Source organism: Streptomyces sp. R818, from assembly GCF_056172735.1.
In genome coordinates this window covers 721,582-744,184 of record NZ_JAOCNE010000003.1, presented here as the reverse complement: position 1 = coordinate 744,184, position 22,603 = coordinate 721,582, and the positions used below count along the sequence as shown (strand labels likewise).

The window sequence follows — 22,603 nt, the reverse complement described above, 5'->3', positions numbered from 1 at the left end:
CGCGAGGAACGGCACGCTCAGCCACGACGCACGCGCAAGCATGGACGACCCCGCAACCCCCTCAGGGGCGCGAGGAACGGCGCGCTCAGCCACGACGCACGCGCAAGCGAGGACCGAGTCCGCAACCGCCCCAAAGGGGCGCGGGGAACGGCGCGCTCAGCCACGACGCACGCGCACGTGTGGACGAGTCCGCAACCGCCCCCGGGGGCGCGGGGAACTGCGCGACCAGCCACGACGGACGCGCACGTGTGGACGAGTCCGCAACCGCCCCAGCGGCGCCACCAGCCACGATGGGCCCGCACTCGCCGACGGCCCCGTTAGCCCGCGACATCCGCAGGTACCCGCAACCCCCTCGCAGCAAGCGCATACAGCACAACCCCCAGCACCAACCCGGCCCCCGCCCCAAAGCACAGCGTCGGGATGACCTCCCAGGGTTTCCACGCGAGGCCGGCCTCACGCACGTACGACAGCCACCGCGCCAAGCGAACCGCCGCGCAGCCGCACACGCAGCCGCCGATCAGCAGGAACGCCCCCCACCGCCGCCGCACAGAAGCCCCGGCAGGCGCCACCCCCGCCCCCGGCCCCCGCAGAGCCCGCCACAGAAACACCCCGAGCACCCCCATCGCCAGGGCCGAACTCCCGTACTGCACCCACCAGTACAGCGGCGATCCGGCCACATTCTCGTCGAGCGCCGGGAACACCCGCGACCCCCACCGGCCGGGATGGGTGAACGCGTCCCAGACCACGTGCGTGAGCCCCCCGAGCACGGCGGACACGTACCACCACCCCGGCGACCGGCGCCCACCCGTCCGCCCCCCGACCCGCTCCCGTCCTCGTACCCGCACCCGTACCCGTACCCACCGGGGCAACAGCGCCAGCACAGGCTCCCGGACCAGCCGTTCAAGCCCGACGAGCCCCAGCGCGATGAGGACGTCGACCGTGAGGACACCGGGGAACGAGTGCGTGACGTCGCCGAACCCCATCGCCCCGGGCACCGCGCTCGCGGCGAAGTACGTGACGTCCGGCGCGAACGACCCCGCGACGAGCAGCGACGGCACGAGCCGCCCCCGCCCGGACCCGTCCCGGCGCAGGAACGGCAGCACCGCCGCGGCATGGCTGATGGTGAACGGCACAAAGCCCCCCGGGTTCGCATACGTGCGAGTAGGTGCGAGCGTGAAAGCGAGGAGCCTACGACAACACGTACATGGCCAATCGGTTAATAACGGTCACGAACGGGTGTATGCGCGGCGGAAGTTGTCGTAGTGTCGGCGGGGTCCGTGCTCTGGGGAGCGCAAGGATCCGGTAAGGCGTTGGCGGGCAACACGGGAGGGTTCGGCGCATGGCGGCGGTAATCGGCAGGAGGCTGCGCAAGAGCGCGATGACGGCAGCGGTCGCCGCCGCGGCGGTGGCGGCGCTCTCCGCGTCGCAGGCCCCGGGCGTGACCGCTCCGCGGACGGACGCGGGCGGCGGCCATTCCGCGGCGGACCGTTCCGACGACGCGGCTCCCGACGGCGCGACGGGCCCCGACTACTACACGGAGCTGCCGCCGCTGGACAGCCCCACCGCCGACCCCTCCGCCGGGCCGGGCACGGCCACCGGTGACGCCGAGGCCGGCATCCCCGCCACCGTCCTGGACGCGTACAAGAAGGCCGAGGCGGAGCTGGCGGCCGGCAAGCCCGGCTGCAACCTGCCGTGGCAGCTGCTCGCCGCGATCGGCAAGGTCGAGTCGGGCCAGGCCGGCGGCGGCAACGTCGACGCGAACGGCACGACGATCACGCCCATCCTCGGCCCGGCCCTGAACGGCCAGGGCTTCGCGCTGATCACCGACACCGACGGCGGCTCCTACGACGGCGACACGGCGCACGACCGCGCCGTCGGCCCCATGCAGTTCATCCCCTCCACCTGGGAATGGGCGGGCCGCGACGGCAACGGCGACGGCAAGCGCGACCCGAACAACATCTACGACGCGGCCCTCGCCGCCGGCCACTACCTGTGCCGCAACGGCTGGGACCTGTCCGACGCGTCGCACCTGAACAAGGCGATCCTCAGCTACAACAACTCCTCGGACTACCTCGCCACCGTCCTGTCCTGGCTGGAGTACTACCGCAAGGGCACGCACGAGGTGCCCAACGGCTCCGGTGTCCGGCCGACGACCCCGCCGACGATCCCGGCGGGCGGCGGCACGTCCCCGTCGCCGACAACGACGGTGCCCCCGTCGCGTTCGCCCCTGCCCAGCACGTCGCCGTCGCCGCACCAGCCCACCTCGCCGGGCGGCTCGGAAACCCCGAAGCCGCCCACCACGCCTCCGACCACCCCGCCCACCACGCCTCCGACCACCCCGCCCACCACGCCTCCGACCACGCCACCCACCACACCGCCGACGACCCCGCCCACCACGCCGACGCCCACCGAGTCCGTCACCAAGATCACCGACGCGGGCACCGGCAAGCTGACCGCGATGGCCGGCGACACCTTCGCCGAGCAGGTCGCGGTGCGCCCCGAGAACGCCAAGGGCAAGGGCGTGGCCAAGGTCCGCGTACGGTTCACGCTCGTCGGCGGGACGGACGCGCGGTTCGCGGGCGGCGAGGACAGCGCCGTCGCCGTCACCAACAGCGCGGGCGTGGCCACCGCGCCCAAGCTCGTCGCGGGCGAGAAGACCGGCGAGTTCACGGTCCGCGCCGTGGTCGTGGGCCGCTCCGTGCCCGCCCTCGACCACACGGCGACGGTCACCGCGCGCGCCGCCGACGCGCTGGCCCGCACCGGAACCGAGGAGCTGACCTGCGTCGCGGGCAAGGAGTTCGCGGACGCCGTCCAGCTCAAGGCCACGTACAAGGGCGCCGTCGCCGACGGTGTCGCGGCGACCGCCACGCTGGTCAAGGCGAAGGACGACCCGGCCGAGGCGGAGAAGGGCCCGTACTTCAAGGACGCGGACGGCAACAAGATCCGTGGCCTCAAGGGTCTGAAGACCGACGCCGACGGCCTGCTCACGCTCCCGAAGCTGTACGCGGACGACGCCGCCGGCACGTTCCTGCTGCGGATCACCACGGCGGGCGGTGCGACGCTCCTCGTCGAACTGAAGGTGACCGAGGCCCCGGCGGAGTCCCCGAGCCCGAGCCCGTCCGCTTGAGCGACGCCGTACGAAGCCCTCCGGTCCTGTCGTCCTGTCGGGACCGGAGGGCTTCGTCGCGGGCGCGTGCCGCACCTGTTCTCATCTCGCCCCGCCGTTGCTACGGTGCCCCGACCCAGAGGCCTGACGCCTCATCAGGTCCCGTGTGCCGCCCGGCACGGCCGCAGGGAGGTCGGAGATGCGCGCCCTCATCGCCGCGGCGAGCGGACTCGCCCTCGCCGTCGCCCTGGTCCTCGCCCTCACGGCGCTCGGCGCCCCGCCGGGCGAGACGTCCCCGAAACCGCTCCTGACCACCGTCCCCGACCACCCGTAGCGAGGGGGCCGCCGCGATGCGCCGCAAGGCCAGCCTGATCCTGCTCGCCCTCGCCGTGTTCTTCACGGCGCTCTCCCCACTGGTGCGCTGGTACGTGTTTCCGCGCCTGGCGAAGGTCCCGCCGAGCCAGTACCAGACGATGGTCCTGGAGGCGAAGGACGCGACCCTGATCGACTACGGCTCCATGCGGGCCGAGACGGTCCCCAGGCTCACCGTCGTGCAGACCCTCAAGGGCAACGTCGAGGAGTCCGAGAAGATCGAGAAGAGCGCCGGGCGCGACGTCGTCGTCTGGGACGGGCTCAGCTACGTCGTCGGCCCCGACGGCGCGTTCGTCTCCCAGGTCCCCGAGCGCTACATCTTCGACGCGCACAGCCAGGAGCCGGTGCACGCCACCGGCGAGTCCGTCGACGGCGACCCGGTCCGGCGCGAGGGCATCGAGTTCAAGTGGCCGTTCCTGACGGAGAAGCGGGACTACGAGTACTTCGACGCGCGCGCCCGCGTCACCCGCCCCATCCACTACAAGGGGACCGAGACGTTCCGCGGCGTCGAGATCTACCGGTTCGAACAGACCATCCCCTGGACGAAGGTCCCCTTCCCCAAGAAGCTGCCCGTCGAGGGCGTCACGGCGGACTCCCTCGCCCAGACCGGTACGCAGATGTGGTACACGACGGTCCGCACCTTCCTGGTCGACCCGACGACCGGCGCGCCCGTCTACGGCGAGGAGCGGCACAAGGAGGAGATGCGCGGCGGGACGCTGCTCGGCGACGGCAAGAAGGTCACCGCGTTCGCGGGCGACGTGAAAATGCGCGAGGACTACATCCGGTCCACGGTCGACCTGGTCAAGTCCCAGCGCGTCGCCGTCCTGCTGCTCACCTCGTACCTCCCCTGGGGGTTCCTGATCCTCGGGGTGCTGCTGCTCGCGCTCGCCCTGTGGCTGGAGGCGCGCGGGAGGCGGCCCGGGGAGCCGGAGGAGTCGGGCGCGCGGGAGCCGGAGCCGGTCAGCGCCTGAGCCGCGCGTTCGTGAACCGGGTCGGCTCCGCCGCGGCCGGGTCCTCGGGCCACGGGTGCTTCGGGTACCGGCCGCGCAGGTCGGCCCGTACGGAGCGGTAGCCGTCCCGCCAGAAGGAGGCCAGGTCGGCGGTGACGGCGGCGGGCCGCCCGGCGGGGGAGAGGAGGTGCACGAGCACCGGCACCCCGGCCAGCCGCGGCGTCGCGTCGAGCCCGAACATCTCCTGGAGCTTGACGGCGAGGACAGGCTGCGCCGGGTCCGTGTAGTCGACCCGGATCCGCGACCCGCTGGGCACCTCGATCCGCTCGGGAGCCAGCTCGTCGAGGCGCGCCGCCTCCCCGCCGGCCCACGGCAGCAGCCGCCTGAGCGCCTGCCCGGCATCGATCCGGCCCAGATCTGCCCGGCGGCGCGCCGCGCTCAGCTCGGGCTCCAGCCACTCGTCCACGCGCGCGTGCAGCCCTTCGTCGCTCACATCGGGCCACGGCTCCCCGGCCTGCCGCCGCACGAAGGCCAGCCGCTGCCGCAGCACCTCGGCGTCCCGGTCCCACCGCAGCAGCCCGAACCCCTCCCGCCGCAGCCCTTCGAGCAGCGCCTCCCGTACGAGGCCGGGCGCGGCCTTGCTGAGCGGCCGCACGGCCAGCTCGACTGCCCCGAGCCGCGTCACATGGCGCGCCACCAGCTCCCCGTCCGCCCACGCCACTTCATCGCCCTCGGCGTACAACGGGTCGGCCGCCCGCCGCGCGACCTCCGCGTCCACCACGGCCCCGAGCCGCACGCGCGCGTGCCCGGCCCCCACCGGCCGGTCGGCCACCGCGACAGCCACCCACTCCGCGTGCCGCAGCCCCGACCCGTCCCCGACCTCCGCCCGCGTCCCGGACACCATCAGATACGACCCGCCACCCCGCCGGGCGACCCGCTCGGGAAAGGCGAGAGCGGCGACGAGCCCGGCGACGTGATCGTCGGAGACAGTGTCCCCAGGTGCGTCCCGCGGCTCCTGCGCCAGCCCGGACAGCCTCCGCACCTCCTGGCGCCACCGCGCCCCGTACGCGTCGCCGCCGCGCCGGGCCGTCCGCAGCGCCCCGGCCAGGTCGTCCCCGTACTCCCGCGGCGGCTCCTCGCTCAGCAGGGCGACGACCTCGGCCGCGCGCCGGGTGCCCACCTGCGGGGCCGCGTCGAGCAGGGCGCGGCCGAGGCGTGGGTGGAGGCCGAGGCGGGCGAGGCGGGTGCCCCGGGGCGTGACGCGGCCGGAGTCCGGCTCCACCGCGCCGATCGCCGTCAGGACGGAGCGGGCCGCCGCCATCGCCCCGGCGGGCGGCGCGTCGAGCAGGGCCAGGTCCGCGGCGTCCGGATCGCCCCAGCAGGCGGCCTGGAGCGCGAACGCCGTCAGGTCCGCCACCTTGATCTCGGGGGCGGGGAAGCGCGGAAGCCGCCCGTCCTCCGCCGCGTCCCAGCAGCGGTACACGACCCCCGGCGCCTCACGTCCGGCACGCCCCGCGCGCTGCGCCCCGGCCGCGCGCGAAGCCCGTACGGTCGTCAGCGCGCTCAGCCCGCGCGCGTGGTCCACGCGGGGCTCACGGGCCAGGCCCGAGTCGACCACGATCCGCACCCCGGGCACCGTCAGCGACGACTCCGCGACCGACGTGGCGAGGACCACGCGCCGCCGGGACCCCGGCGAGAGCACCGCGTCCTGCACGGCGGCCGGGGCGCGCCCATGGACCTGGAGGACCTCCGCGTCACCGATCGACCCGAGCTGGTTCGCGACGCGCGCGATCTCGCCGACGCCGGGCAGGAAGCAGAGGACGTCGCCGGTGTGCTCCGCGAGGGCGCGCCGCACCGTCGCCGCGACGTGGGTCAGGAGCGCCGGGTCCACCCGCATCCCGTGCGGTGGCCGCACCGCGCGCGTGGGCGGCGCCCAGACCACGTCGACGGGGTGCGAGACACCCGCCGCCTCGACGACCGGGGCGTCGCCGAGCAGCTCCGCCCACCCTTGCGCGTCGGTGGTCGCGGAGGCCGCCACGAGCTGGAGTTCCGGCCGGAGCGCGGCCCGTACGTCGCAGAGGAACGCCGTGACGGTGTCCGCGTCGAGGTGCCGCTCGTGCACCTCGTCGAGCATGACGGCGTCGATGCCGGACAGCTCCTGGTCGCGCTGGAGGCGTTGCAGCAGCACGCCCGTCGTGACGACCTCCACGCGCGTGTGCGGCCCGACGACCCGCTCGCCGCGCACCGTGTAGCCGACCCGTTCCCCGGCCTTCTCGCCGAGCAGCCACGCCATCCGGCGGGCAGCCGCCCGCGCCGCGATCCGCCGGGGCTCGGCGACGACGACCCGGCGCGCGGGCGCGTCCGCGTCGAGAAGCCCGGCGAGGACCAGCGGCACGAGCGTCGTCTTGCCGGTGCCGGGCGGGGCGACGAGGACGGCCGCCCCGCCCGCGTCGAGCGCGGTGCGCAGGGCGGGCAGGGCGGACCGTACGGGCAGCTGGTCGAGGAGGTCGGCGCGGATCACCCGCTCAGTCTCCAGCACCTCCGGCGGGCGCCGCGTCCCGCTCGCAGACGAAGATCGTCGTACCGGGGATGAGATTGCCGCGCAGCGGGGACCAGCCGCCCCATTCCTGGGTGTTCCAGGCCGGCCACTCGGGCTCCACGATGTCCACCAGGCGGAAGCCGCCCGCGACGACGGCCCGCACCCAGTCCCCGACGGTGCGGTGGTGCTCGACGTAGACGGCCCGCCCCTCGTCGTCCTGCTCGACGTACGGCGTGCGGTCGAAGTAGGACGCGGAGACGCTCAGCCCCTCGGGACCCGGCTCGTCGGGGAAGGCCCAGCGGATGGGGTGCGAGACCGAGTAGACGAAGCGGCCGCCGGGCCGCAGCACCCGGCGCACCTCGCGCAGCACCTGGACGGGGTCCGCGACGAAGGGCAGCGCCCCGTAGGCGGAGCAGGCCAGGTCGAAGGAGGCGTCCTTGAAGGGCAGGACGCCCGCGTCGGCCTCGACCAGGGGCACCTTGCCGCCGTCGATCCGCATCGCGTGCTGGAGCTGGCGGTGCGAGAGGTCCAGGGCGACGGGCCGCGCGCCCTGGGCGGCGAGCCAGCGCGAGCACTGCGCGGCGCCCGCGCCGATCTCCAGGACATCCTTGCCGTCGAGCTCCTCGGCGGGGCCGAGCAGCTCGGCCTCCACCTCGTCGAGGCCCTCGGGGCCCCAGACGAAGCGGTCGTCGCCGAGGAATGTGCCATGCTCGACCTGGTAGTCGTCGGCGTTGCGGTCCCACCAGCCGCGGTTGGCCCGCGAACTCTCCGTGGTGCCGGCCTCGCGCCGGGTGGCCGTCGACTCGTCGTCCACCGACGAGCCGCCCGGCTCCTGCGGGGCCTGTGTTTTTGATGGTCCGGACTCTTGGATGATCGGCTCCCTCGTCGTACTCTTCCGTCCAACCCGCGACAGGGGAGGGTGTCCACAGCGCGCCTTGCGGCCCGCGTAGCCTCGTGCGACAGGTTTTGTGCCGGGTATGCGGCGTTCCGCCCCCGGTGTGCGCCTTCGCGACATTGACCCTGCCCGGCAGCCCCCGTATGCTACAAGTTGCGCTGCGGGCCTGCGCACCTCAGACATAGCAGGCTGTGCTCGCATCTGTTGCATGTCCCCTCGGTTGTCGAGGCGCCACCGCGGTCGTGGAAACGCGACCACCGGCTCGGCGCTTCCCAGGCTGTCCGGCTTCTTCGGTGCGAAACAGGTTCTCGGCGTAGCAGTACCCACCGACTTTCAATGTCCGCCGGAGCCCTTTCCCACATGACGAGCAGCACCGAGACCACCGCCACCACCCCGCAGGTTGCGGTCAACGACATCGGTAACGAGGAAGCTTTCCTCGCCGCCATCGACGAGACGATCAAGTACTTCAACGATGGCGACATCGTCGACGGCGTCATCGTCAAGGTTGACCGGGACGAGGTTCTCCTCGACATCGGTTACAAGACCGAAGGTGTCATCCCGAGCCGCGAGCTCTCGATCAAGCACGACGTCGACCCGAACGAGGTCGTGGCCGTCGGCGACGAGATCGAGGCCCTGGTTCTCCAGAAGGAGGACAAGGAAGGCCGCCTGATCCTCTCGAAGAAGCGCGCGCAGTACGAGCGTGCGTGGGGCACCATCGAGAAGATCAAGGAAGAGGACGGCATCGTCACCGGTACCGTCATCGAGGTCGTCAAGGGTGGTCTCATCCTCGACATCGGCCTCCGTGGCTTCCTGCCGGCCTCCCTTGTCGAGATGCGCCGCGTTCGCGACCTCCAGCCGTACGTGGGCAAGGAGCTCGAGGCGAAGATCATCGAGCTGGACAAGAACCGCAACAACGTGGTCCTGTCCCGCCGTGCCTGGCTCGAGCAGACCCAGTCCGAGGTCCGCCAGACGTTCCTCACGACCCTCCAGAAGGGTCAGGTCCGCTCCGGCGTCGTGTCCTCCATCGTCAACTTCGGTGCCTTCGTGGACCTGGGTGGCGTCGACGGTCTGGTGCACGTCTCCGAGCTGTCCTGGAAGCACATCGACCACCCGTCCGAGGTTGTCGAGGTCGGCCAGGAAGTCACCGTCGAGGTCCTCGACGTGGACATGGACCGCGAGCGTGTCTCCCTGTCGCTGAAGGCGACGCAGGAAGACCCATGGCAGCAGTTCGCCCGCACCCACCAGATCGGCCAGGTCGTGCCCGGCAAGGTCACGAAGCTGGTTCCGTTCGGTGCGTTCGTCCGCGTGGACGAGGGCATCGAGGGTCTGGTGCACATCTCCGAGCTGGCCGAGCGCCACGTGGAGATCCCGGAGCAGGTCGTCCAGGTCAACGACGAGATCTTCGTCAAGGTCATCGACATCGACCTCGAGCGCCGTCGCATCAGCCTCTCGCTGAAGCAGGCCAACGAGGCGTTCGGCGCCGACCCGTCGGCCGTCGAGTTCGACCCGACCCTGTACGGCATGGCCGCGTCCTACGACGACCAGGGCAACTACATCTACCCCGAGGGCTTCGACCCCGAGACCAACGACTGGCTCGAGGGCTACGAGACCCAGCGCGAGGCCTGGGAGACCCAGTACGCCGAGGCGCAGCAGCGCTTCGAGCAGCACCAGGCTCAGGTCATCAAGTCCCGCGAGGCCGACGCTCAGGCCGAGGCCGAGGGCGCGTCCACCCCGGGTGCCGCTCCGGCGGCCTCCGGCGGCAGCGGCGGCGGTTCGTACTCCTCGGAGTCGGACGACAACTCCGGCGCGCTCGCCTCGGACGAGGCGCTCGCCGCGCTTCGCGAGAAGCTGGCGGGTGGCCAGAGCTGAAACGCTCTGCGCTAGCAGGTAGTTGAGCAGTGGGTCCGCACCGTCCGGTGCGGGCCCACTGCTTTTTTCGCGCCTTCGCGCCGTAGGGGTTCTTCCTTTGTCGCGGGTGCGCGTTCGTCGTGGTTGCTCGCGCCGTTCCCCGCGCCCCTTCGGGGCGCTTTCTGGGAATGTCTCGGGGTTGGGTGCGCGTTCTCCTCTAGGAACACTAGGAGGAGCGGTCACAGTGCTTGATGCGCAGGATTTGTACACATGGGAGCCGAAGGGCCTTGCCGTGGTGGACATGGCGCTCGCCCAGGAGTCCGCCGGCCTTATCATGCTCTACCACTTCGACGGATACATCGACGCGGGTGAGACCGGCGACCAGATCGTCGACCGGGTGCTCGACTCGCTGCCCCACCAGGTCGTGGCCCGCTTCGACCACGACCGGCTCGTGGACTACCGGGCCCGCCGCCCGCTGCTCACCTTCAAGGGCGATCAGTGGACCTCCTACGAGGTGCCCTCGATCGAGGTGCGGCTCGTCCAGGACGCCACCGGCGCGCCGTTCCTGCTCCTCGCGGGGCCCGAGCCGGACGTCGAGTGGGAGCGGTTTGCGGCCGCCGTGCAGCAGATCGTCGAGCGCCTCGGCGTCCGCCTCGCGGTGAACTTCCACGGCATTCCGATGGGCGTTCCGCACACCCGTCCGGTCGGGCTCACGCCGCACGGCAACCGTACGGACCTGGTGCCGGGGCACCGCAGCCCGTTCGACGAGGCGCAGGTGCCGGGCAGCGCCGAGGCGCTGGTCGAGTACCGGCTGATGGAGGCCGGGTTCGACGTCCTCGGTGTCGCCGCGCACGTCCCGCACTACATCGCGCGCTCCGCCTACCCGGACGCCGCGCTCACCGTCCTGGAGGCGATCACCGGCGCGACCGGGCTCGTCCTGCCGGGCATCGCGCACGGCCTGCGCACCGAGGCGCACCGCACGCAGACCGAGATCGACCGGCAGGTCCAGGCCGGGGACGAGGAGCTGGTCGCGCTCGTCCAGGGTCTTGAGCACCAGTACGACGCCGCCGCGGGCGCCGAGTCCCGGGGCAACATGCTGGCCGAACCCGCCGACATCCCCTCCGCCGAGGAGATCGGCCTGGAGTTCGAGAAGTTCCTCGCCGAGCGGGAGGGCGACGCCTGAGTCGCGGGACATAAGCTCTTGTCCATGGTGAAGGTGGGGTTGACCGGTGGTATCGGCGCCGGGAAGAGCGAAGTGTCCCGGCTGCTCGTGGAGCGCGGCGCCGTGCTCGTCGACGCGGACAGGATCGCCCGTGAGGTCGTCGAGCCCGGCACGCCGGGGCTCGCGGCCGTCGTCGAGGCGTTCGGCGAGGAGGTCCTCGCCGCCGACGGCACGCTCGACCGGCCGAAACTCGGCTCGATCGTCTTCGCCGACGCCGGCAAGCTGGCCGTCCTGAACAAGATCGTGCATCCGCTCGTCGGTGCCCGGTCCGCCGAGCTGGAGGCCGCGGCGGGACCCGATGCCGTGGTCGTCCACGACGTGCCGCTGCTCACCGAGAACGGGCTCGCCCCGCTCTACGACCTCGTGATCGTCGTCGACGCGAGCCCCGAGACGCAGCTCGACCGGCTGACCCGGCTGCGCGGCATGACCGAGGAGGACGCGCGGGCGCGGATGGCCGCGCAGGCCACCCGCGAGAAGCGGCGCGAGATCGCCGATGTCGTGATCGACAACGATGTGCCCCTGGAGCGGCTCGTCGAGCAGGTCGACGCGGTGTGGGCCGATCTGCGTCGACGGGCGCAGGAATAGGAAGTGTGGGGCGTGGCGTTGCTCCTGCGACGTTGATCTGAGCTACAGGTCGGCACCAGAAGGGAGTTCACCGTGCCCGATGCCACTCCGGAGACGCACGTCATCGACTACCGCGCGGCCGAGCAGTTGCTGGCCGCGCGCGATCCGCGCGGCGCGGTGAAGCTCCTGGACGACGTGATCGCGGCGCACCCCGAGAACACGGCGGCCCGGCTGCTGCGGGCGCGCGCGTTCTTCGCCGCCGCGCAACTGCGCGCCGCCGAGCTGGAGTTCTCCATCGTCCTGGAGCGGGAGCCGGACAACGCGTTCGCGCACTTCGCGCTGGCCAGGACCTATGAGCGGTGGGCGAAGCCGCAGCAGGCGCGCCGCCATTTCCGGCTCGCCGCCGCGCTCGACCCGCAGCCGGAGTACCTGGCCGCGGCCCGCTTCGACGACTGAGCGTTCACGATCCCCTTCGGTACGGTGGGACGTCGCGGCCGGGCTGGTAGTGCGGGCCCTGGCGGATGTGGCGCACGATCATGACGAGGTCGACCGCCGTGATCAGTGCGAGGACACCGCAGGCCAGCGCCCACCACGGGCGTTCCGTCAGCGCGAAGGCGACGGTGCCGAAGGCGGTCCAGACGAAGCCGAACAGGGCCAGGCCGAACCGCAGCCGCAGGGGGCTGCGCGCGGTGACCGGCTCGTCACCCGTACGCACCAGATGCGCGTGACGCATGGGCACCATCCTCTCGGGAGGAGGAGGGGGCCGGGTAGGGCTCCCCCTCCCAGGGTGCCACCACGAACGAAGGAGCCGGTGTGCTGGACGTACTCAAGGGGGACGCCGCCTGCGCGCAGTGGCTGGCGGCGCTCGACGACCCCGCGCTGCCCCGCCTCGCGGCCGAGCTGCCGGGCGCGCTCGACCTGCCCGACGTCCTGCTCGACCTGGCCGTACCGCACGAGGACATCAACGAGCTGGTACGGCTGCGGGCCGAGCTGGTCGCCTCACCCGAGCTGCGGGACCTCCTCGAACGGGCGGTCGGCGGGCTGCTGTGGCGGCTCGGCGAGCCGGGCAAGGGCACGGGCCTGCCGCTGTTCCCCGCCGCGGCCGGGGCGATGGGGCGCTGCTTCGCCGTGTTCGTGTTCGCCGCGGCGCTGCCGCACACCCGCGCCCTGCACCGCGAACGCGGCATCCCCGACGACATCTCCCGGCGCACCCTCGCCGACCTCGGCCGCAACCTCGCCCTGCACCGCCGGCGGTTCGGCGCGACGGGCCTCTCCGTGCCCTGGTGGCCGACCCGGCACTTCCGCGGCGAGCTGTACCAGCTGGGGCGACTCCAGTTCGAGCGGTGGCGGCTCGGGCGGCGCACGGGGGAGCGGCTCGCGTCCGCCGGGGCCGGGCCCGGGGACCTGGTGCTCGGCGTGCACATCCCGGACTTCCGCGGGCCCATGACGCCCGAGGCGTGCGACGACTCGGTGGCGCGGGCGCGCGCGTTCTTCGCCCGGCACTTCCCCGAGGAACGGGCCGAGGTGGCGGTCTGCCACTCCTGGCTCCTGGACCCGCAACTGCGGCAGTATCTGCCGACCGGGTCGAACATCGTCCGCTTCCAGGACCGGTTCGAGATCGCGTACGTGGACGAGGAGGCGCAGGACGACACCCCGGTCGCCTTCGTCTTCGGCGGCACCGAGACGCCGCGCGAGCGGCTGCCGCGCCGGACGAGCGTGCAGCGTGCCGTCCTCGACCACCTGGACGCGGGCGGACACTGGCACCCCGGGCACGGCTGGTTCCGGCTGTAGGCGTAGGCGGGCGAGGACGCGCGGGGAACGGCGGGTGCGGGCGGTTCGTCTCGGGTGCGGGGTCGGGCGGGTGACCCATCCGCTGGTGGAGCGCGGGTTCCGGGTGACCGCGGTGGACGAGTCGCCGGAGATGCTGGAGCGGGTGCGGGGCGCGCGCGCCGTCCGCTCCACCATCGAGGGGCTCGACCTCGGCGAGCGGTTCGACGTGGTGATGCTCGGCTCGATCCTGGTCAACACGGGGGACGCGGCGGTGCGGCGCGGGATGCTGGACACGTGCCGACGCCATGTCGCGGACGGGGGTTGCGTGTTGATCCAGCGGGAGCGGGACGGGGTGCACGAGGGGCTGCCGCGCGAGCATGTCCTGCCGGACGGGGGCGTGATCCGCAAGGTGTCGTCGGAGCCGGTCGGTTCGGGTGACGGGGGCGCCGGGGGTGACGGGGTGCGGTCGGTGTGTGTGGAGTACGTGTTTCCGGACGCGGTGTGGACGCAGACGTACCGGATCCGGCCGATGAAGGTGCCGGAGTTCGAACGGGCGCTCGGCGAGGCCGGGTTGCGGGTCGACGCGTATCTGACGGAGGACCAGAGCTGGGTGCGGGCGGTGCCGGTGTGACCGGGCGCCCGGGGCGCGGAGGTGCGGCGGCGTCCGCGTGAGGCCGGCTCGAACGATGCCGGCGGGGCGATGAGTTCTGGGGGCGGGGCCGGTCTTATCCGGTGACAGCAGCGCACGCTTCGCACCGCTCACAGGAGACCGCCATGACGAACCTCGCCGCCACCGCTCCCGCCGCCGCTCCCGCCGCCTCCACCACCGCCCCCGCCCGCTCCCGGCGCGCCCGGATCACGCTGCGCACGACCGCGATCCTGCTCGCCCTGTTCTTCGGTGTGGCGAGCGGAGCGCCCAAGCTCTTCGCCGCGCCCGCCGCCGTGGAGGCGTTCGACTCGATCGGGTGGGGTGCGCTGGGCATGTACGCGATCGGCGCGGTCGAGGTCGCCGGGGCGATCGGCCTCGTCGTCCCCGTGCTGTCCGGCCTGGCCCCGATCGGGCTGAGCATGCTGATGGTCGGTGCGTTCTTCATGCAGGTCGTGGCGTTCGGCGGGGAGAACGCGGCGACTCCGCTGATCCTGCTCGTCCCGCTGGTTGCCCTTGCCCGGGCGCACCGCGGCCGGAACCGGGAGCTGGTGGCTCTGCTGACGCGCGGCCCGGTCGCGCGTGAGGCCGGCGCCTGACGGTGCGGGGCCCGTAGATCCCGCCCTGGCCGGGGTCCACCCAGGTGGACCCCGGTTCAGTGCTGTCCGGGGTCCTCGTCTCCCGGCCCCTGGCCGAAGACGCCGCGCAGGCGCTCCAGCTCCCTGCGGTCCCGCTTGGTCGGGCGGCCCGTGCCGCGGTCGCGGACGCCGACCGGGGCGATCACCTCGCGCGGCGGTGGCGGCGGGGAGTTGTCGACGTAGGTCTCGGCGGCCACCGGGGCGCCGACCCGCTTGCGGATCAGCCGCTTCACCACGACGAGCCGCTCGCGGACGCCCGGCAGCCGCACCCGCACCTCGTCGCCGACGCGCAGCGCGTGCGCGGGCTTCACGCTGACGCCGTTGACCTTGACGTGGCCGCCATTGCAGGCCGAGGCGCCCGCCGAACGGGTCTTGACCAGGCGTACGGCCCAGATCCAGCTGTCGACCCGTACGGTCGGCGAATCAGATGTGCCCGATGTCTCCGATGCCATGCGTCGACCTTAGTCCCGCCCACTGTCACCTATGGTCGAAGGAATGAACGACCCAAGGGAAGACGGGCTCGGACGGCTCGACGAGCGGATCACGCACTGCCGGGCCTGCCCCCGCCTGGTCGACTGGCGCGAGGAGGTCGCGCGGACCAAGCGGGCCGCGTTCGCCGACGAGACGTACTGGGGCAGGCCGGTGCCGGGCTTCGGGCCGCACGACGCGTCCATGCTGCTCATCGGCCTCGCGCCCGCCGCGCACGGCGGCAACCGCACCGGCCGCATGTTCACCGGCGACCGCTCCGGCGACGTGCTCTACCAGGCGCTGTACGACGTCGGGCTCGCGTCCCGCCCCGACGCGGTCGGCCTGGACGACGACCTCACCCTGCACGGTGTGCGCATCACGTCGCCCGTGCACTGCGCGCCGCCCGAGAACAAGCCGACCACGGGCGAGCGTGACACCTGCCGCCCCTGGCTGGTGCGCGAGCTGGAACTGCTGCGGCCCACCCTGCGGACCGTCGTCGTGCTCGGCGGGTTCGGCTGGCAGGCGGCGCTGCCCGCGTTCACCGAGGCGGGCTGGACGGTGCCGCGCCCGCGCCCCGTGTTCGGCCACGGCGCCCGCGTGGACCTCGGCGGCCTCACGCTGTTCGGCTGCTACCACGTCAGCCAGCGCAACACCTTCACCGGCCGCCTCACCCCGCCCATGCTGCGCGGAGTGCTCCGCACCGCCGCCGTGGAGGCGGGGCTCGATGTGTCCCCGTTCGGCGCAACAGATCTGGAACCGCCGCCCCGGGCTTCATAGCCTGCAAAAGGTGACGACACCTTCCTCCGCGCCGAAGACGCCCTCCACGCCTTCCACGCCGACGGCCTCGCGGACGAGCGGCCACCCTCCGGCCGCGGCCTACCGCAACCTGATCGTGGCCACGATCGGCTTCGCCCTCACCTTCTGGGCCTGGAACCTGATCGCGCCGCTCGCCGGGGTCTTCGGTTCGGACCTCGACCTCACCTCGTTCGCCCAGTCGTTCCTCGTCGCCGTGCCCGTGCTCGTCGGTTCGCTCGGCCGCATTCCGGTCGGCGCGCTCACCGACCGCTACGGCGCCCGGCTGCTGTTCCCGCTGATCTCGGCGCTGACGATCATCCCCGTACTCCTGGTGATCCCCGCCCGGCACAACTTCGGGGCGATGATCGTCGTGGCGTTCCTCCTCGGCCTCGGCGGCACCACCTTCGCCATCGGCATCCCGCTGGTGAACTCGTGGTTCCCGCCCGCGCACCGGGGCCTCGCGCTCGGCATCTTCGGCATGGGCATGGGCGGCGTGGCGCTGTCCGGCTACTTCACGCCGCGGATGGCGAAGCACGGCGAGAACCTGCCGTTCGTCGTGGTCGCCATCGCGCTCGCGGTCTACGCGGTGATCGCGGCCGTCCTCATCACGGACCACCCGGACCGCAAGATCCCCACGACGTCGCTGGGCAAGCGGCTCGGCGCGGCCGGGAAACTCCGGGTCACCTGGGAACTCTCGGCGCTCTACGCGATCGGCTTCGGCGGCATCGTCGCGTTCGGCGTGTACCTGCCCACCTACCTCAAGACGTGGTACGAGCTGAGCCCCACGGACGCGGGCACCAAGGCGGCGGGCTTCGCGCTCGTCACGGTGATCTTCCGGCCGATCGGCGGCTGGCTCTCGGACCGTATCCACCCGGCGACCGTCACCGCGTGGGCGCTCGCCCTCGTAGCCCTTTTCGCGATCGTGCAGGCATTCGACCCGGCCCTGAACCCGCTGGGCACGATCTGCTTCCTGCTGATGGCGGCGGGCCTCGGCACCGCGAGCGGCAGCGTCTTCGCCCTGGTCTCGCAGGTGACCCCGCAGTCGCAGGTCGGCTCGGTGACCGGCATCGTCGGCGCGATGGGCGGCCTCGGCGGCTTCGTTCCGCCGCTGGTCATGGGCGCCATCTACAGCGCGAAGGACTCGTACTCGATCGGGTTCATGCTCCTCTCCGACCTGGCCCTTGCGGGGTGCGTGTACGCGCTGGGGCGGATGCGGACGACAAAGGCGGAGTGAGCGCGGACGGCTGGAACCGGGGCGGGGCTCAGCGCTTCTGGCGACGCCGCCGGACGCGCTCGCCCTGCGCCTCGATGAACTGCAGCTCCAGGGCGGCGGGGGCGGGCGCGACACCGGGCCCGCCCGCCTCGGCCCACGCCAGGATCTCGTCGGTGGCGTCGTCCCCCATGGACCAGCCGATCCACGCGGCGCGTCCGCCCCGGGCGCGCCCCTGCCCCGACGGCTGCACGACGACTACGTTCGCCTGGTCGCACGGCCCGAGACAGTCGCTGACCCGCACGGCGAGCCGCCCCCCGGACGCGGCGGCCGCGGCCCGGAGCCGCTCCAGCTGCCACTCATGGTCGTAGCCGGGGTTCTTGCGGGCGTCACCGCAGCAGCAGCCCCGGCACACGACGAGGGTGCAGGGGCGGGTGCGGGCGGCGCCTATGAGGGTGGGCACGGTGCTCCTGGGGTCTTTCACGCGGGGTTCTGGGCGTCGTCGTCACCGAAGAGATGACGCACGGTGGAACGGTAATTGGTGCGTACGTGCCCCAGGGCCACGGCCCGCGCCCGCTCCGGGTCACCGGCGGCGACGGCGTCGTACAGCTTCCGGTGCTCGTCGAGCTGTTGCGACCACGCCTCGTTGCGCCGGGTCAGCCAGCGCAGGCGGCCGTCGACGGGCTGCATGACGCCGATGAGGAGGCCGTTGCCCGCCATGGCGAGGAGGCGGTCGTGGAAGAGGCTGTTGATGTCGGCGATGGCCTCGTCGTCGCCGGTGCGGGTGGCCGCCGCGGCGCGGTCGAGCAGCTCGGCGAGGTGCGCCACGTCCTCCTTGCCGGCCCGCTCGGCGGCGAGCCCGGCCGCGTAGACCTCCAACGCCTCGCGCAGCTCGTACAGTTCGGCGACGTCGGTGCGGGTGAGGGTGCGGACGACGGCCCGCCGCGGCGTCTCGAACGTCACGAACCCCTCGGCGAGCAGCGCCCGGATCGCCTCCCGCGCCGGCACCCGCGACACCCCGAACCGCTCGGCCAGCTCCCGCTCGACGAGCCGGTCACCCGGGCGCAGGCGGCCGCTGATGATGTCCTGCCGCAGGGTGGCGAGCACGCGCTCGCGCACCGCGCCCAGGGGTTCGACCGTTGTCATGGGTCCATCTTCGCCGATGGGCGGGGTGGGATGGGCGTGGGGCAACGGGTCCGCCCGCGTCAGCAGTTGCTGTTCTTGTGATTGTGGTGTGCGGATTTCGTGTGTAAAGCTGCGCTCCTTCGCCGCGCGGAGCGGCTTCGCAACAGGGGGAACCACCGCACGTGAACGTCCGTGTCTTTCTGCGCCGGTGTGCGACCGGCGGCGCTGTTCTCGCCCTCACCGTCTCCGGTCTGTTCCTCGGCGCACCGTCCGCCCTCGCGCACCGGGACGGTTGCCACCGCTGGCACTCCTGCCCCTCCGACACCGGCTCGTACGTCTGCGGAGACCTCGGGTACTTCTCCGAGTGCGGCTACGACAGCCTGCCGGACCCCGGTACGGACGACGACGCGGGTGCGGACCCCGGCGTCGGCGACGACGAGACGGACCTGGGCCCGGACCCGGATTACGGCGCGGACGACGACACGGGTGCGGACACCGGTGCGGACCCCGGGGTGGATCCGGGCGCGGACTACGGTGCGGGCGCGGGTTCCGGTGCGTACGACGGCGTGGAGACCGCCGAGGACTACGAGGCCCCGGAGGCGCCGACGGCCGAGAAGCCCAGGACCGGCGCCGGGGGCGAGGTGACCGTGACGGCGCAGGCCGAGAGCGGCTCGCGCATCGAGGTGCGCGAGGTGACCGACCCGGACTACCCCGAGGACGGCGACACGGTCGCGAAGGCGACGGCGACCGGCGCGGCCCAGACCATCCGGTTCACGGCCGAGAGCGGCAAGCACACGTATGTGCTCATAGCCGTCGACGCGGCCGACAACTCCAGCGAGCCGAGCGAGGAGTTCACCGTCGACGTGGACGCCGACGGGCCCGCGCTCGGCGGTCTCGACGTCACGGACCCGGACGGCAGCACCGGAGCCGTCAACCTCTCCTTCACCACTGATCCGGCCACCGCATACGACGTGCGGGTGGCGGGCACGAAGGTCCGTCTCCGCGGCACTGCTGGTGCCGGCGATGTTGTGGAGCCGCTCTGGCTCCCGAACGGCAAGCACAGGATCTCCGTTTCCTTGCGTGACGACGCCGGGAACGTCACGAAGCGCGACACGACGGCCGTGGTGCGCATCGACGCGCTGACGCCGCTGATCGAATCGAAGTCCCCCTCGCGCGAGGGCGGCCACTTCACGATCACGGGTCCGCGTGCGGCTCGCGGAACCTTCGAGGTCGGCACGGAGAAGCGCAAGCTCACGCTCGACGACGCAGGACACGCCACGGTCGCGCTGCCGCTCGCCGACGGCTCGTACGTACCGAAGGTCGCGCTGACCGACCCCTTCGGCCGCGCCGCCGAGGCCGAGGGGCCCGGGACCGTCGTGGACACCAAGGCCCCGCAGGCGACGCTCACGTACGACGAGGAGCGCGCACACCACCAGGAACTGGTGCTCGTCATCACGGGCGAGGCCGACGCGACGGTACGGATCACGGCGCCCGAGGACCTGGCGGGCGGCGAACTCACGTTGGACGGGAAGCATCGCCGGACGCTGCGGATGTCGGCGGCGCCCGGGGACGTCGCCGTCGCGATGACCGTGACCGACCGGGCCGGGAACAGCAGCACCCGCAAGCTCACCGTCCGCGTCTCCGACGACTGGACGACCGGACAGATCGTGGCGGCGCTGATCCTTGTGACGCTGGTCCTGGTCGGCGCGGTGGTGGCGTGGTTGTGCCGGGAGCGGATCGCCGCCGGGCGGGAGGCGCGGCGGCGACAGCGCATCGCTCGCGCGGCGGAGCAGGAGCGGCAGCGCCGGGCCGATGAGCGGGCCAAGGACGAGGCCCGCGAGAAGGAGCAGTTCCGGCGCGCGCAGCAGGCGTACGAGCGCGAGCTGGCCACGTGGAAAGCCGAGCGCAAGCGGCTCGCCGCACGGGTCTCCATGGCACGCGACCTGGAGAGCGGAGGGTCCGGCTCCGCTGGTGCCGCCTGGCGGTGGAGCAGCAGACGGCGCAAGGACGAGGAAGTCCTGTGGCTCACGACCGGGAGGATGGTCGAGACGCGGCAGCGGGACGGAGTGCCGTACGACGAGGACCAGCCCGGCGAGGGCGACGTGGTGGTCACCAATCTCCGCGTCCTCTTCGCCGGTCGCCGGAACAGGAGCTGGGAGTACGCGCACTGGAGCGAGCACCGGCACCACGAGCGCGGCCGCACGATGATCCTCGTCGCGAACCGGCAGAAGCGTTCGGGTGTCGATTACGCGGGCCCGGACGCCGAGCGGACCGCGCTCACCATCGATGTCGCCCTCAGCCGGTACCAGGGGACGTTGTCCGAGCTGGTCGACCGTCTTCGGTGCGAGGCCGAGGATCACGCGCGGCGCCGCCCGAAGGCTCCGCGGTCTCCGGTCCCGTCGGAAGGTGGGGTGGCGCTGGGCAAGCCGGCGGGGTGAGTTCGGCGGGCCCACCTGTTGTGGCCCAAACCGTTTTGCCGGGGGCATCCCGGCGGGGGACGCAGCCCCAGTCGTCCGCGAGTGCTGCTACGAGGAGGAGGCCGCGGCCTGTCTCGTCGTCCGGGTCGGCGTGGCGCGGGGCCGGGGCGGGGACGCGTTCGCCCCGGGTGTCGGAGACCTCGACGCGGTAGGTGCCCTGCGGAGTCCGGGTCAGGCTGAGCAGGAAGTCGCGGCCCGGGACGTGACCGTGGCGCACGGCGTTCGCGGTCAGCTCCGCCGTGATCAGGGTCAGGGTCTCGTTGAGGGGACTCGCATAGGGGTGTCCCCATTCGTTCAAGCGGTGCGAGACGAGACGGCGGGCCAGGCGGGCGCCGCGCGGCGTCGAGGTGAAGCGCAGGGCGAACCGGGTCTCATGGGTTGCGTGGTGCATGGCAGTGAGCGTTGTGGAGGGCGGGTGTGGCTGCCAGGGGCCAGGGGAGGACCGGTTGTTGTTGTACGTGGTCAGGGGCCCTGTTGTACGTGGTTGCGGGAGTGCGGCTTGAACTGCCGTTCGGGTGTGGTGCGTTGACGAATATGCCGGTCTTGGGGAGTTGCGCGCTTTGTGTGGGCCGGTGGGCGTGGCGTGCCTAGCGTGGTGGGGTGAGCGGTGCGCTGACGAGCGGTTTCTGTACGCGTTGGGGGATCCGTTGTACGCGGGTTGCGGCGTGACCGGAGCACGGGGACGGGGAGTTGTTCCGGGGAGGGCGACCTAGAAAGGGGCCGGTGTGGACGTGGACGTGGGTGACGGGGAAGTCGGCGGTGAGGACGTCAGCGGGGTGCTGTTGTCCTTCGGGCGGCAGTTGAAGAGGTTCCGCGAGTGGAAGGGGCTGAGCCGGGCGGAGGTCGGTGCGCGGACCGGGTACTCCGCGGCGACCATCGCCAGCTTTGAGCAGGGGCGACGGATTGCTCCGGGACGGTTCATCGAGCAGGTCGATGACGTGCTGGAGGCGCATGGGGTGCTTTGGGAGCGGGCGGAGGAGGTTGAGCGGGCACAGTATCCGGCGTTCTTCAGGGGGGCGGCGAAGTTTGAGGCCAGGGCCGTTGAGCTGCACGTCTTTGCAACGATGGCGATTCCTGGGTTGTTGCAGACGGAGGAATACGCGGAGGCCGTGTTCAGGATGCGGCGCCCTCTGCTGGACGAGAACACCGTCGCTCAGCGAGTCGCTGCTCGTATGGGACGGCAGAAGATCTTCTCCAGCAGGCCGATGCCCACCATCAGCTTCGTGATCTGGGAAGCCGTTATCCGCAGCTCTATCGGGGGCGAGCAGGTAATGCGGGGCCAACTGGAACAACTCCTCTTGTGCGGACAGCGTCGTAACGTCGAGATCCAGGTGATGCCGCTGAGCCAGAAGGAACATGCCGCTCTGGGCGGGCCGTTCACCCTGATCGAGACCAGAGAGGCGCGCAGAATCGCCTACGTAGAGGTGCACAAGGAGAGTCGTCTCTTCACGGAGCGGAGTTCGGTCCGTGAGTTCGAGGAGCAGTATGGAATCCTCAGGGCTCAGGCGCTCACGCCGAGTGAGTCGCTGGCCCTCGTGGAGCGGTTGCTGGGAGAGACATGAACGTCGAACAGACGATGCCGGACGTGGCTGGACTGGCGTGGTTCAAGAGCAGCTACAGCAGCGGTGAGGGCGGCGAATGCGTTGAGGTCGCTGCCGGTGCCGCGATGGTCCACGTACGTGACACCAAGGACCGGGGCCGCTCCACCCTGGACGTCGCGCCGTCGGCGTGGGCCGCGTTCGTGGGGTTCGCGGTGCGAGAGGGTGGTGCCGGGCGTGGCTGAACTGGCGTGGTTCAGGAGCAGCTACAGCAGTGGTGCCGGTGGCGAATGCGTTGAGGTTGCCGCTGGTGCCGCGATGGTTCACGTGCGGGATACCAAGGACCGGGGCCGCGCCATGATGGACGTCGCGCCGTCGGCGTGGGCCGCGTTCGTGGAATTCGCCGCGCGCGGCTGAGCCCGGCAGGCCTACCGTGCCGA

Annotated in this window: 23 protein-coding genes and 1 pseudogene; 16 read left to right on the top strand and 8 right to left on the bottom strand. The window is 72.3% G+C overall.

The window, feature by feature from the left end:
• Positions 1–317: 317 nt before the first annotated feature.
• Positions 318–1,133 carry a DUF4184 family protein gene (locus N5I75_RS08540; protein ID WP_476675912.1) on the bottom strand — a complete coding sequence of 272 codons (816 nt, stop codon included), beginning with the start codon at positions 1,131–1,133 and terminating at the stop codon, positions 318–320.
• A gap of 206 nt (positions 1,134–1,339) precedes the next feature.
• Between N5I75_RS08540 and N5I75_RS08535 the strand changes: the two genes are divergently transcribed.
• The 3 genes from N5I75_RS08535 (at position 1,340) to pgfA (ending at position 4,449) form a co-directional block, all read left to right on the top strand.
• Positions 1,340–3,127, top strand: a complete 1,788-nt coding sequence (locus tag N5I75_RS08535) for a lytic transglycosylase domain-containing protein (protein ID WP_476675910.1) — start codon at positions 1,340–1,342, stop codon at positions 3,125–3,127.
• Between the two features lie 178 nt (positions 3,128–3,305).
• Entirely contained in the window at positions 3,306–3,440 is a 135-nt protein-coding gene (locus N5I75_RS08530) for an SPW_0924 family protein (protein ID WP_476675908.1), read from the top strand.
• 16 nt (positions 3,441–3,456) lie between these two features.
• The gene (gene pgfA, locus N5I75_RS08525) at positions 3,457–4,449 is read left to right on the top strand and encodes a cell envelope lipid trafficking protein PgfA (RefSeq protein ID WP_476675906.1); all 993 of its coding nucleotides are present in this window, start codon (positions 3,457–3,459) and stop codon (positions 4,447–4,449) included.
• Here pgfA and hrpB read toward each other — a convergent pair.
• Positions 4,439–6,949, bottom strand: a complete 2,511-nt coding sequence (hrpB, locus tag N5I75_RS08520; protein ID WP_476675904.1) for an ATP-dependent helicase HrpB — start codon at positions 6,947–6,949, stop codon at positions 4,439–4,441. The two genes, pgfA and hrpB, sit on opposite strands and share 11 nt — an antisense overlap.
• A gap of 4 nt (positions 6,950–6,953) precedes the next feature.
• On the bottom strand, positions 6,954–7,841 hold the full coding sequence (locus N5I75_RS08515) for a class I SAM-dependent methyltransferase (RefSeq protein ID WP_476676981.1): 888 nt from the start codon (positions 7,839–7,841) through the stop codon (positions 6,954–6,956).
• Positions 7,842–8,222: 381 nt separating this feature from the next.
• Between N5I75_RS08515 and rpsA the strand changes: the two genes are divergently transcribed.
• The 4 genes from rpsA to N5I75_RS08495 all read left to right on the top strand — a co-directional run bounded on the left by rpsA (position 8,223) and on the right by N5I75_RS08495 (position 11,952).
• A complete protein-coding gene (rpsA, locus tag N5I75_RS08510; protein ID WP_361074882.1) occupies positions 8,223–9,731 on the top strand; it encodes a 30S ribosomal protein S1 in 1,509 nt (502 codons plus the stop codon).
• A gap of 223 nt (positions 9,732–9,954) precedes the next feature.
• Positions 9,955–10,893, top strand: coding sequence for a PAC2 family protein (locus N5I75_RS08505; protein ID WP_476675902.1), 939 nt, complete (start codon positions 9,955–9,957; stop codon positions 10,891–10,893).
• A gap of 24 nt (positions 10,894–10,917) precedes the next feature.
• Positions 10,918–11,517 (top strand): dephospho-CoA kinase, encoded by a 600-nt coding sequence (coaE, locus tag N5I75_RS08500; RefSeq protein ID WP_476675900.1) that lies wholly within the window; start codon positions 10,918–10,920, stop codon positions 11,515–11,517.
• 72 nt (positions 11,518–11,589) lie between these two features.
• Entirely contained in the window at positions 11,590–11,952 is a 363-nt protein-coding gene (locus N5I75_RS08495; RefSeq protein WP_476675898.1) for a tetratricopeptide repeat protein, read from the top strand.
• A 4-nt stretch (positions 11,953–11,956) separates the two neighbouring features.
• Here N5I75_RS08495 and N5I75_RS08490 read toward each other — a convergent pair whose 3' ends face one another.
• Positions 11,957–12,229, bottom strand: a complete 273-nt coding sequence (locus N5I75_RS08490; protein WP_476675897.1) for a DUF6343 family protein — start codon at positions 12,227–12,229, stop codon at positions 11,957–11,959.
• A gap of 80 nt (positions 12,230–12,309) precedes the next feature.
• Here N5I75_RS08490 and N5I75_RS08485 point away from each other — a divergent pair, with 80 nt between their 5' ends.
• The 3 genes from N5I75_RS08485 to N5I75_RS08475 all read left to right on the top strand — a co-directional run bounded on the left by N5I75_RS08485 (position 12,310) and on the right by N5I75_RS08475 (position 14,511).
• Complete coding sequence (locus tag N5I75_RS08485) at positions 12,310–13,287, top strand: acyltransferase domain-containing protein (protein ID WP_476675895.1); 978 nt, start codon at positions 12,310–12,312, stop codon at positions 13,285–13,287.
• On the top strand, positions 13,220–13,897 hold the full coding sequence (locus N5I75_RS08480; RefSeq protein ID WP_476675893.1) for a class I SAM-dependent methyltransferase: 678 nt from the start codon (positions 13,220–13,222) through the stop codon (positions 13,895–13,897). Before N5I75_RS08485 ends, N5I75_RS08480 begins: the two co-directional genes overlap by 68 nt.
• Positions 13,898–14,040: 143 nt before the next feature.
• Entirely contained in the window at positions 14,041–14,511 is a 471-nt protein-coding gene (locus N5I75_RS08475; protein WP_476675891.1) for a DoxX family protein, read from the top strand.
• A 56-nt stretch (positions 14,512–14,567) separates the two neighbouring features.
• Here the strand turns inward: N5I75_RS08475 and N5I75_RS08470 are convergent, their stop codons facing one another.
• A complete protein-coding gene (locus tag N5I75_RS08470; protein ID WP_476675889.1) occupies positions 14,568–15,002 on the bottom strand; it encodes an RNA-binding S4 domain-containing protein in 435 nt (144 codons plus the stop codon).
• Positions 15,003–15,045: 43 nt separating this feature from the next.
• Here N5I75_RS08470 and N5I75_RS08465 point away from each other — a divergent pair, with 43 nt between their 5' ends.
• Positions 15,046–15,795, top strand: coding sequence for a uracil-DNA glycosylase (locus N5I75_RS08465; protein WP_476675887.1), 750 nt, complete (start codon positions 15,046–15,048; stop codon positions 15,793–15,795).
• Between the two features lie 109 nt (positions 15,796–15,904).
• Complete coding sequence (locus tag N5I75_RS08460) at positions 15,905–17,047, top strand: nitrate/nitrite transporter (protein ID WP_476676979.1); 1,143 nt, start codon at positions 15,905–15,907, stop codon at positions 17,045–17,047.
• A 28-nt stretch (positions 17,048–17,075) separates the two neighbouring features.
• Here N5I75_RS08460 and N5I75_RS08455 read toward each other — a convergent pair whose 3' ends face one another.
• Positions 17,076–17,486, bottom strand: a complete 411-nt coding sequence (locus tag N5I75_RS08455; RefSeq protein ID WP_476675885.1) for a (2Fe-2S) ferredoxin domain-containing protein — start codon at positions 17,484–17,486, stop codon at positions 17,076–17,078.
• 17 nt (positions 17,487–17,503) lie between these two features.
• On the bottom strand, positions 17,504–18,169 hold the full coding sequence (locus N5I75_RS08450) for a GntR family transcriptional regulator (RefSeq protein ID WP_476675883.1): 666 nt from the start codon (positions 18,167–18,169) through the stop codon (positions 17,504–17,506).
• A 161-nt stretch (positions 18,170–18,330) separates the two neighbouring features.
• On the opposite strand from N5I75_RS08450, the gene N5I75_RS08445 reads away from it, so the two are divergent.
• Positions 18,331–20,586: a hypothetical protein gene (locus N5I75_RS08445; RefSeq protein WP_476675881.1), complete on the top strand. Its 2,256-nt coding sequence runs from the start codon at positions 18,331–18,333 to the stop codon at positions 20,584–20,586.
• 22 nt (positions 20,587–20,608) lie between these two features.
• On the opposite strand, the pseudogene N5I75_RS08440 reads toward N5I75_RS08445, so the two are convergent.
• Positions 20,609–21,016, bottom strand: a pseudogene (locus N5I75_RS08440) (ATP-binding protein); the annotation flags it as partial.
• 334 nt (positions 21,017–21,350) lie between these two features.
• On the opposite strand from N5I75_RS08440, the gene N5I75_RS08435 reads away from it, so the two are divergent.
• Genes N5I75_RS08435 through N5I75_RS08425 form a run of 3 tightly spaced genes read left to right on the top strand, consistent with a single transcriptional unit; the run spans position 21,351 to position 22,580 of the window.
• Positions 21,351–22,187: a helix-turn-helix domain-containing protein gene (locus tag N5I75_RS08435; protein ID WP_476675879.1), complete on the top strand. Its 837-nt coding sequence runs from the start codon at positions 21,351–21,353 to the stop codon at positions 22,185–22,187.
• Positions 22,184–22,408 (top strand): DUF397 domain-containing protein, encoded by a 225-nt coding sequence (locus N5I75_RS08430; protein ID WP_476675877.1) that lies wholly within the window; start codon positions 22,184–22,186, stop codon positions 22,406–22,408. The genes N5I75_RS08435 and N5I75_RS08430 overlap by 4 nt, the downstream gene beginning before the upstream one ends.
• Positions 22,401–22,580, top strand: a complete 180-nt coding sequence (locus N5I75_RS08425; protein WP_476675875.1) for a DUF397 domain-containing protein — start codon at positions 22,401–22,403, stop codon at positions 22,578–22,580. Before N5I75_RS08430 ends, N5I75_RS08425 begins: the two co-directional genes overlap by 8 nt.
• Positions 22,581–22,603 lie beyond the last annotated feature (23 nt).